The 9028-nt window shown below is 67.8% G+C and carries 9 protein-coding genes and 2 pseudogenes; 8 read left to right on the forward strand and 3 right to left on the reverse strand.

The window, feature by feature from the left end; all coding sequences use genetic code 11:
- Nucleotides 1–228: pseudogene (locus tag ACT4N8_RS09050) on the forward strand (primosomal protein N'); the annotation flags it as partial.
- A 23-nt stretch (nucleotides 229–251) separates the two neighbouring features.
- Nucleotides 252–1766 carry a S1C family serine protease gene (locus ACT4N8_RS09055; protein ID WP_444857804.1) on the forward strand — a complete coding sequence of 505 codons (1515 nt, stop codon included), beginning with the start codon at nucleotides 252–254 and terminating at the stop codon, nucleotides 1764–1766.
- Between the two features lie 2 nt (nucleotides 1767–1768).
- Here the strand turns inward: ACT4N8_RS09055 and ada are convergent, their stop codons facing one another.
- From ada to ACT4N8_RS09070, 3 genes are all read right to left on the reverse strand, one after another.
- Nucleotides 1769–2851: a bifunctional DNA-binding transcriptional regulator/O6-methylguanine-DNA methyltransferase Ada gene (ada, locus tag ACT4N8_RS09060; protein ID WP_444857805.1), complete on the reverse strand. Its 1083-nt coding sequence runs from the start codon at nucleotides 2849–2851 to the stop codon at nucleotides 1769–1771.
- Nucleotides 2852–2853: 2 nt separating this feature from the next.
- On the reverse strand, nucleotides 2854–3321 hold the full coding sequence (locus ACT4N8_RS09065) for a DUF1203 domain-containing protein (RefSeq protein ID WP_444857806.1): 468 nt from the start codon (nucleotides 3319–3321) through the stop codon (nucleotides 2854–2856).
- Between the two features lie 78 nt (nucleotides 3322–3399).
- Nucleotides 3400–4227, reverse strand: a complete 828-nt coding sequence (locus ACT4N8_RS09070) for a hypothetical protein (RefSeq protein WP_444857807.1) — start codon at nucleotides 4225–4227, stop codon at nucleotides 3400–3402.
- Between the two features lie 188 nt (nucleotides 4228–4415).
- On the opposite strand from ACT4N8_RS09070, the gene ACT4N8_RS09075 reads away from it, so the two are divergent.
- From ACT4N8_RS09075 to ACT4N8_RS09100, 6 genes and pseudogenes are all read left to right on the forward strand, one after another.
- Nucleotides 4416–4970, forward strand: coding sequence for a F0F1 ATP synthase subunit delta (locus ACT4N8_RS09075; RefSeq protein ID WP_444857808.1), 555 nt, complete (start codon nucleotides 4416–4418; stop codon nucleotides 4968–4970).
- 3 nt (nucleotides 4971–4973) lie between these two features.
- Nucleotides 4974–6503, forward strand: a complete 1530-nt coding sequence (gene atpA, locus ACT4N8_RS09080) for a F0F1 ATP synthase subunit alpha (protein WP_444857809.1) — start codon at nucleotides 4974–4976, stop codon at nucleotides 6501–6503.
- Between the two features lie 84 nt (nucleotides 6504–6587).
- Complete coding sequence (locus ACT4N8_RS09085; protein WP_444857810.1) at nucleotides 6588–7472, forward strand: F0F1 ATP synthase subunit gamma; 885 nt, start codon at nucleotides 6588–6590, stop codon at nucleotides 7470–7472.
- Nucleotides 7469–7759 carry a hypothetical protein gene (locus tag ACT4N8_RS09090; protein ID WP_444857811.1) on the forward strand — a complete coding sequence of 97 codons (291 nt, stop codon included), beginning with the start codon at nucleotides 7469–7471 and terminating at the stop codon, nucleotides 7757–7759. Before ACT4N8_RS09085 ends, ACT4N8_RS09090 begins: the two co-directional genes overlap by 4 nt.
- Nucleotides 7760–7766: 7 nt before the next feature.
- Nucleotides 7767–8246: a hypothetical protein gene (locus ACT4N8_RS09095; protein WP_444857812.1), complete on the forward strand. Its 480-nt coding sequence runs from the start codon at nucleotides 7767–7769 to the stop codon at nucleotides 8244–8246.
- Nucleotides 8230–9028: pseudogene (locus ACT4N8_RS09100) on the forward strand (F0F1 ATP synthase subunit beta); the annotation flags it as partial. The gene ACT4N8_RS09095 and the pseudogene ACT4N8_RS09100, both read left to right, overlap by 17 nt.

Raw genomic sequence — 9028 nt, forward strand, 5'->3', positions numbered from 1 at the left:
ACCGCCCGCCTGATCGGCCGCGCCGCGCCGCGCCACGACAATATGGCCGTGTTCGGCCCCGCCCCCGCCCCGCTCGCCATGCTCCGCGGCCGCCACCGCCACCGCCTCCTCGTCCACGCCGCCCGCACCGTGCCGTTGCAGGACATCCTCAGAGAATGGCTCGGCAACCTGCAATGGCCCCGGGGGGTGCGGGTCGGGGTGGACGTCGACCCCTATTCCTTCCTCTAGGCGAAGGATAAACAGCAGTTGCGATGCTGCGCTTCCTGACCCTCCTCTTCGCCCTGCTCGCTCTCGCCGCCCCGGCGCGCGCCGATGACAGTTCCGCGGCCGGCCGCTCGGTGGTCCGCGTCGTCGTCATCACCTTCGAGGATGGCGAGGTCGCGGATTTCGGCCATGGCAGCGGCTTCGCGGTGGCGCCGAACCGGGTCGTCACCAACGCCCACGTCATCCAGCAGGCCGCGCAATTTCCGGATATGGTCGCGGTCGGCGTGGTCCCGTCGGAAGGCAGCCGCGCCTATCGCGCCCGCATCCTCTCGGTCGATCCGGCTCGCGATCTCGCCTTGCTGGCGGTCGAGGAAGGGACGGTGCCGCCAATCCCGCTCTATATCGGCGCGGTCGACGATGGCGCGCCGGTCGCCGCTCTGGGCTATCCGGGCAATGTCGATCTCGCCACGGCGCGCTCGGCCGACGATTATATCACGCCGCTGCCGCCGACCCGCTCGGTCGGCATCTTTTCGAATGTCCGCCGGATCAACGGCATCACCACCCTCCTCCACACCGCCAATATCGCCCGCGGCCATTCGGGCGGGCCCTTGCTCGATCAGTGCGGCCGCGTGCTCGGCGTCAACGCCCTGATCACGCGCAACGAGAATGGCGACGCGCCCTTCGCCTTCGCCGTCGGCAATCGCGAGCTCGCCGCCTTCCTGAGCGCCGCCCGCCAGCCCTATCAGGCGATCAGCAGCGAGTGCGTCGCCATGGCCGACCGGGTGCGCCAGGACGAAGCGCGCCTCGCCGCCGAGGCCCGGGCGCGCGAGGCGACGAGCGAGCAGGCGGCGCGCGCCGCGGCGGCGGAGCGCGAACGGGCACTGATTGCCATCCAGGAGAGCCGCGAGACGCGCGCCGCGCTCGCCATTCTCCTGCTTGCGCTCGCCATGCTCGCCTTCGGCGGCGGCGGCATCCTGCTGATCAAGAATCGGCAGCGGCCCGCGATGATGCTGGGCGGCGGCGGCGCGCTGTTGCTCGTCCTGGCCGTGATCGCCTTCGTCTCCCGGCCAAGCCGCGCCGCGCTGGAGGAGACTGCGCCGGGCAACGCCTCGGCCGCGGCGCCCGATCCGGCCCGCTTCGCCGGCGCCAATCTCTGCCGTCTGGTACCCGAGCGCAGCCGGGTCACCGTCTCCTTCGAGCCCGAAGTGCCGCTCGAATGGAGCGAGAGCGGCTGTATGAACGGCCGCACCCAATATGCCCGGGAGGGCGAGGTCTGGACTCGGATCCTCGTCCCCGATGCCGAGCCCGCCGTCTCCGTGCTCCGCTTCAACCCGGCGCGCGGCGAATATGTCGTCGACCGCTATCTGCTCGACGCCGAGCGCCTGACCCGCGCCCGCGCGCTCCGCCGCGACGTCGAAACGCGCAGCTGCGGCGCTGACGAGGAGGCCCGCACCATCCTCGCCGACCGCCAGCGCGAAATCGCCGCCATCCTTCCGCGCCTGCCCAACGAGCGCCTGGTCTACACCTGCGAGAACCAGGGCGCGTCCGGCACCCCGGGCTGAGCTCAGCCCTTCGCCTCCCGCGCCAGCAGCTTCGCCTTGCGCTCCAGCCCATAGGCATAGCCGCCGGGCGTGCCGTCGGTGCGGATGACGCGGTGGCAGGGGATCAGCACGGCGACATTGTTCGCGCCGTTCGCCGTCCCCGCCGCGCGCACCGCCGCCGGCCGCCCGACCGCCGCCGCGATCTGGGCATAGGTCCGGGTCTCGCCGGCCGGAATCTTCTGCAGCTCGCGCCAGACCGCCTCCTGGAAGGCGGTACCGTGGACGTCGAGCGGCAGATCGTGCGGCTTCTCGGGCGCGTTCACGGCGGCGACCGTGCGGAGGACCAGCTCGGTCATCTCGTCGCCGCCATGCGCGATCTCGGCATTCGGGAAGCGCGCACGGAGCGCGTTCTCGTCCTCGTCGAATGACAGCCGGCAAATGCCCTTGTCCGTGGCGGCGACGAGCATCGTGCCGAGGTCGGTCTGGGCGGTCGCCCAGCGGATCGTCTCGCCGCGGCCGCCGTCGCGCCAGGCCGAGGGCGTCATGCCCAGCCTTCCCTTGGCATCCGCATAGAAGCGCGCGGGCCCGGAATAGCCGGCATCGTAGATCGCGTCGGTGATCCGGTCGTTCTCGCTCAGCGCCGCCTCGGCGCGGCGGGCGCGGAGGTTCCGGTAATAGGCCGCGGGCGTGACCCCGGTGGCGCGCTTGAACAGGCGGTGGAAATGGTGGGGCGAATAGCCGACCGCCTCGGCCAGCGTCTCCAGCGACGGCGCTTCGTCCGCCTGGCGGAGCAGGCGGTAGGCTTTGTCGAGCGCGATCTCCACGCGGTTCACCTCGTCCGGCTCGCAGCGCAGGCAGGCGCGATAGCCCGCGGCGCGCGCCCCGGCGCCGTCCGGGAAGAATTCGACATTCTCCCGTTTCGGCCGCCGCGCCGGGCAGCTCGGCCGGCAATAGATGCCGGTCGTCCTGACCCCGCCGACGAGCCGCCCGTCCCAAGCCCGGTCGCGCCGCTCGAAGGCGGCCCAGGCTTGGTCGTCGGTGACGGTGAAGCGGTCGTTCACGGGAGTCGATCTATTCGCCCCGGCGGCGGTTGCAAGCGTGGCCATGGTCAATTCCTTTCGATCCGCGCGGCGAAGCAGCCGTGCGCGGCATTGTGGGCGTGGATGGTCGCGATCTCCTCGTTGGCGAAGAGCTCGCGGATTCTCGCGTCGGCGTCGCCCGGCATCGCGAGCAAGGCGGCCTTCAGCATGCCGTTGGAGTCGAAGCCGCGGAGCCCGAGCGGGCGCCCTTCGAACACTGGCGGCGTCTCGTCCACATATTCGGCCGGCGCCTCGGTACTCTCGCGCACGTAGATCGCGTAGGCGGAGCGATAGGGCGTGGCGACGTCGTGCGAGACGTGGTTGACGAGGATCAGCTCCTCCCCCTCGCGCGCATCCTCCAGGCTGACGCGGCACGGAAAGCCGCGCGACGACGTGGCGGTGACACGCTTCGCGTTGTGCCGCGCCAGCTCCTCATCCCCCATTGCGAACAGGGCCGCGAACGGCGCCGGCGCAAGTCCTTCGATTCGATAAGCCAAGATCGGGCTCCTTTCGAAGCCTGTCTGGACGATCATGGAGGCACGCGCGTCCCGCCGCTTGCGCTCAAAGCTACACGTTCAGCGCGGCGCGCACAGATCGGCCAGCGGCGTCATGCTCTGTGCGCTCCAATCGTCCGGCATCAGCATCAGGCGGCGGCTGGGCGGCAGATACCAGCTCAGCATCCGGACCCGCTCCGCCATCAGCGCCTCGTCCACCCCCTCCCGGACGAACTCGGCGACGGACTTGCCGATGACGAGCGACCGTGTCGGCCGCATCGCCGGCACCACGATCAAGGCGACGCGCGGATCGGCCATCCCCCAGCCTTCGACGAGGTGGCGGTAAAGAGCGCGGGCCGCCGGCACCGACAGATATTGCTCGGACGGCGTTCCGACGAGAATCTCCTGTCCGGCCTTCAAGGTCGAGCGTTCGGCCACGCCGACCATCCTCGACTCGATCTGGTCCGTCGGCGGCGTTTCCAGCGCTTCCTCGACCTCTAACGGCTCTCCTTCAGGGCAGTCGAAGCACAGGATCGAATCGAGCACGCCCATCGACATTACATAGACCGGCGCATCCGGGTCCGCCTGGGCCGAGGCGAATAACGCCGCGCCGACGCTCTGTTCAACCATCGATCCCGCGACGTTCATCAGGGAATTGGCTTCGAACGCCGCCGCGTCACCGGGCAGTTCGAGGCGGAGATAGGGCATGCCGTCCAGGCCGGTGAAAACCGGCGGATCGGGGATCACCAGTGCCGCTGTCCAGGCCGCGTCCCAGAACCGATCATACCAAGCCTGATCCCGCGTCGCCGGGTCGAGCGCGCACAACGCTCTCAGTTGCTCGGTCCCGGCGAGGTCGAAGACTGCCGCTCCGGTCGCGAAGCGGCGTTCGGCGCGCTGGGGAACCAGCACCTCCTGCGAGGCGGAAACGCCGCTTTTTCGCCCTGAAAACCAGCCCCTGATCCCCATTCGCCGCCTCCCGATCCGGCCACCTTGCATCGCAGCAAAGCCCCTGCTAGGGCGCCCGCGAAGCCGAATGGGCGTGCCGCCACGCGCGCCCCCTCATGGCTCCAAATATCCGATCAGGAGTTCAAAGGCGCGTGGATATTTCCGGCGGTATTCAGGCTAGCTTGGCAGGGCGCTACGCGCTCGCCTTGTTCGAGCTCGCCCGCGACGAGAAGCAGCTCGAGGCGGTCGGCGCCAGCCTCGCGGGCGTCCGCCAGGCGCTCGCCGAATCCGATGAGTTCCGCGCGTTGACAACGAGCCCTTTGATCTCGCGGGGCGAGGCCGCCAGGGCGGTCGCCGCGGCCGCGCGGGCGATGAACCTCGATCCGCTGAGCGCCAATTTCCTCGGCGTGCTCGCGAAGAACGGCCGGTTGGCGAAGCTCGGCGCGGTGATCCGCGCCTTCGACATGCTCGCTGCCCGCCACCGCGGCGAGATCAAAGCCGAAGTGACCTCCGCCCATCCGCTCGACGACGATCAGGTCGCGGCGCTCCGGGCGAACCTCAAATCGCGCATGGGCCGCGACATCGCCGTCGACATGAGCGTCGATCCCGCCATCCTGGGCGGTCTCGTCGTCCAGATCGGCAGCCAGATGATCGACGGCTCCATCCGCACCAAGTTGAACTCCCTCGCTACGGCGATGAAAGGCTAAGAAATGGACATCCGCGCCGCTGAAATCTCCAAGGTCATCAAGGACCAGATCGCCAGTTTCGGCACCGAGGCCCAGGTCTCGGAGGTCGGCACCGTGCTTTCGGTCGGCGACGGCATCGCCCGCGTCCACGGGCTCGACAATGTCCAGGCGGGTGAGATGGTCGAGTTCGCCGGCGGCATCCAGGGCATGGCGTTGAACCTCGAGGCGGATAATGTCGGCGTCGTCATCTTCGGCTCGGACTCCAAGATCACCGAGGGTTCGACCGTCAAACGCACCCAGACCATCGTCGACGTGCCGGTCGGCAAGGGCCTGCTGGGGCGCGTCGTCGACGGCCTCGGCAATCCGATCGACGGCAAGGGCCCGATCGAGGCCGCCGAGCGCCGCCGCGTCGAGGTCAAGGCCCCCGGTATCATCCCGCGCAAGTCGGTCCACGAGCCGGTGCAGACCGGCCTCAAGGCGCTCGACGCGCTCGTCCCGATCGGCCGCGGCCAGCGCGAGCTGATCATCGGCGATCGCCAGACCGGCAAAACCGCGGTCGCGCTCGACACCTTCATCAACCAGCGCGAGATCAACAAGGGCGACGACGAGAGCCAGAAGCTCTATTGCATCTACGTCGCCATCGGCCAGAAGCGCTCGACCGTCGCGCAGATCGTCCGCGCGCTCGAGGAGAATGGCGCGATGGAATATTCCATCGTCGTCGCCGCCACCGCCTCCGAGCCCGCGCCGCTCCAGTTCCTCGCGCCCTATACCGGCTGCACGATGGGCGAATATTTCCGCGACAACGGCATGCACGCGGTGATCGTCTATGACGATTTGTCCAAGCAGGCCGTCGCCTACCGCCAGATGTCGCTGCTGCTGCGTCGTCCGCCGGGCCGCGAAGCCTATCCGGGCGACGTCTTCTACCTGCACAGCCGCCTGCTGGAGCGCGCCGCGAAGCTCAATGAGGATAACGGCGCCGGTTCGCTGACCGCGCTGCCCGTCATCGAGACCCAGGCGGGCGACGTGTCGGCCTACATCCCGACCAACGTCATCTCGATCACGGACGGCCAGATCTTCCTCGAGACCGAATTGTTCTTCCAGGGCATCCGCCCGGCGATCAACGTCGGCCTCTCGGTCAGCCGCGTCGGCTCGGCCGCGCAGACCAAGGCGATGAAGAAGGTCGCGGGCTCGATCAAGCTGGAGCTGGCGCAGTATCGCGAGATGGCCGCCTTCGCCCAGTTCGGCTCGGACCTCGACGCCTCGACCCAGCGCCTGCTCAATCGCGGCGCGCGCCTCACCGAGCTGCTCAAGCAGCCCCAGTACAGCCCGATGCCGGTCGAGGAGCAGGTCGTCTCGATCTATGCGGGCGTGAACGGCTTCCTCGACACGGTGCCGACCGATCAGGTCACCCGCTTCGAGAGCGCCCTGCTCAGCCATATGAGGAGCGATCATGCAGCGGTGCTCGAGAAGATCCGCTCGACCAAGGCGCTCGACGACGACACCGCCGGCGAGCTCAAGACCATCATCGGCGATTTCGTGAAGACGTTCGCTTAAAGCCCGTCACCCCGGCGAAAGCCGGGGTCTCGGGGAGAATTCGCACTGAGATCCCGGCCTTCGCCGGGATGACGGAAGGGTAGAATGGCCTCTCTCAAGGCGCTCAAGAACCGGATCTCCTCGGTCAAGTCGACCCAGAAGATCACCAAGGCGATGAAGATGGTCGCCGCCGCGAGGCTGCGCCGGGCGCAGCAGGCGGCCGAGGCCGCGCGCCCTTATTCCGAGCGCATGGCGGCGGTGATGACCAGCCTCGCCGCCAAGGTCGAGGCCGGGCCGCAGACCCCGAAATTGCTCGCCGGCACCGGCAAGGACGATACCCATCTGCTCGTCGTATGCACCTCGGACCGGGGCCTCGCCGGCGCGTTCAACGCCAACATCGTCCGCGCCGCCCGCAAGAAGGCCGAGGCGCTGATGGCGGACGGCAAGCAGGTCTACTTCTACCTGGTCGGGCGCAAGGGCCGGGCGGTGATCCAGCGCGTCTTCCCGAAGCAGATCGTCCACCAGCACGACACCAGCGCGATCAAGTTCGTCTCCTTCGCCGATGCGCAGGAGATCGCCAACGACATCGTCGATCGCTACCAGACCGACGGCATCGACGTCGTCCACCTCTTCTACGCCAGGTTCCAGTCGGCGCTCGTCCAGGAGCCGATCGTGCAGCAGATCATCCCGGTGCCGCCGGTCGAGGGCGGGACGCCGGCCGCCTCCGCCATGTCCGCCGCGGTCGAGTACGAGCCGGACGAGGAGGAGATCCTCGCCGAGCTTTTGCCACGCAATATCGCGGTCCAGATCTTCCGGGCCTTGCTCGAGAATGCGGCGTCGGAGCAGGGTAGCCGCATGACCGCCATGGACAATGCCACCCGCAATGCGGGCGACATGATCAACCGCCTGACCATCCAGTACAATCGCACCCGCCAGGCGGCGATCACCAAGGAGCTCATCGAGATCATTTCGGGAGCCGAAGCCTTATGAAGACGCTCATCCTCGCCCTCGTCGCCCTGCAGACGGCGGGCGCCCCCACCGCCGCGCAGTTCAACCGCGCCTTGGCCGACGCCTGCCCGACCCCGCGCAGTGAAACCCGCAACATCAGTTGCGCGCGCGCCGAGGAAGGCTCGATCCAGTTCAGCTGTGCCTATGAGATGCGCGGCGCCAACGGCGCCTGGGCGCACCACACCGCGATCCTCCAGCAGGCCGAGGGCCAGTGGGTCTGGATCGACGGCCCGACCCGCTGCGATTCCGAACAACCCGAATTGAACTGAGCGATCAGTGACCCGACCCATCGAGCAAATATTGGTCGATCAAAGGATCGAAATCTCGCCGCGCCTGATCAGGACGCCCGAGGTCACGATCTCAGTCGGCGACGGCTGGATCATCAGTCAGTATGATTGGCAGGGTTTCAGATCGACCTATCTCGACGGACCGAGCGCGGTTGCCGTAGCGATGCTGGTTGCATCGATTTGGATTTTGGCCAGCCCCATCCCGCCGGACATGCCTTGGCTAATACCGGCGGGATTCGCGGTTGCTATCGGGGCAACCTGGTCTATCGGACGGTGGGTGTGGAATCGCTGGATGTCGCCTGAGGTTCCCGAAAGTCCGAGCAAGGGCCTCACGTTCAGCTACGGCCTCGAAGGTTCTGTCACCCTCTTCGAGTCCAATGACGATCAAGAAATTCAACTTTTGAGGCAGAAGCTGGAGCAATCGCTTCTGCAGAGAACAAATGGAGACGATAATGGCTACCGCGGCTAAGAAAAGCGCCACTACCAGCAACGATGCCGGACGTATCAGTCAGGTGATCGGTGCCGTCGTCGACGTCACCTTCGAGGGCGAGCCGCCCGAAATTCTCTCGGCGCTCGAGACCGACAATGGCGGCAACCGCCTCGTCCTCGAGGTCGCCCAGCATCTCGGCGAGAGCACTGTCCGCACGATCGCGATGGATTCGACCGAAGGCCTCACCCGCGGCCAGCCCGTCACCGACACCGGCTCGCAGATCCGCATGCCGGTCGGCCCGATGACGCTGGGGCGGATCATGAACGTGATCGGCGAGCCGATCGACGAGCAGGGCCCGATCGGCCACACCGACACCGCCCCGATCCACGCCGAGGCGCCGCTCTTCGTCGACCAGTCGACCGAGACCAGCATCCTCGTCACCGGTATCAAGGTGATCGACCTGCTCGCGCCTTACGCCAAGGGCGGCAAGATCGGCCTGTTCGGCGGCGCCGGCGTCGGCAAGACCGTGCTCATCCAGGAGCTGATCAACAACATCGCCAAGGGCCATGGCGGCACCTCCGTGTTCGCCGGCGTCGGCGAGCGCACCCGCGAGGGCAACGATCTCTATCACGAGTTCCTCGACGCGGGCGTCATCGCCAAGGACAAGGACGGCAACCCGACACCCGAGGGCTCGAAGGTCGCGCTCGTCTTCGGCCAGATGAACGAGCCGCCGGGCGCGCGTGCCCGCGTTGGCCTCACCGGCCTGACGCTGGCCGAATATTTCCGCGACCAGGAAGGCCAGGACGTCCTGTTCTTCGTCG

Source organism: Sphingosinicella sp. (assembly GCF_052387495.1).
In the GTDB taxonomy this organism is placed as follows: Bacteria; Pseudomonadota; Alphaproteobacteria; order Sphingomonadales; family Sphingomonadaceae; genus Allosphingosinicella.

What these genes read in the sequence shown, in the direction of transcription:
- ACT4N8_RS09055 (WP_444857804.1), top strand. Translation starts at nt 252, where the DNA reads ATGCTGCGCTTCCTGACCCTCCTCTTCGCCCTGCTCGCTCTCGCCGCC.
- atpA (WP_444857809.1), top strand. Translation starts at nt 4,974, where the DNA reads ATGGACATCCGCGCCGCTGAAATCTCCAAGGTCATCAAGGACCAGATC.
- ada (WP_444857805.1), bottom strand. Translation starts at nt 2,851, where the DNA reads ATGGCCACGCTTGCAACCGCCGCCGGGGCGAATAGATCGACTCCCGTG.
- ACT4N8_RS09085 (WP_444857810.1), top strand. Translation starts at nt 6,588, where the DNA reads ATGGCCTCTCTCAAGGCGCTCAAGAACCGGATCTCCTCGGTCAAGTCG.
- ACT4N8_RS09090 (WP_444857811.1), top strand. Translation starts at nt 7,469, where the DNA reads ATGAAGACGCTCATCCTCGCCCTCGTCGCCCTGCAGACGGCGGGCGCC.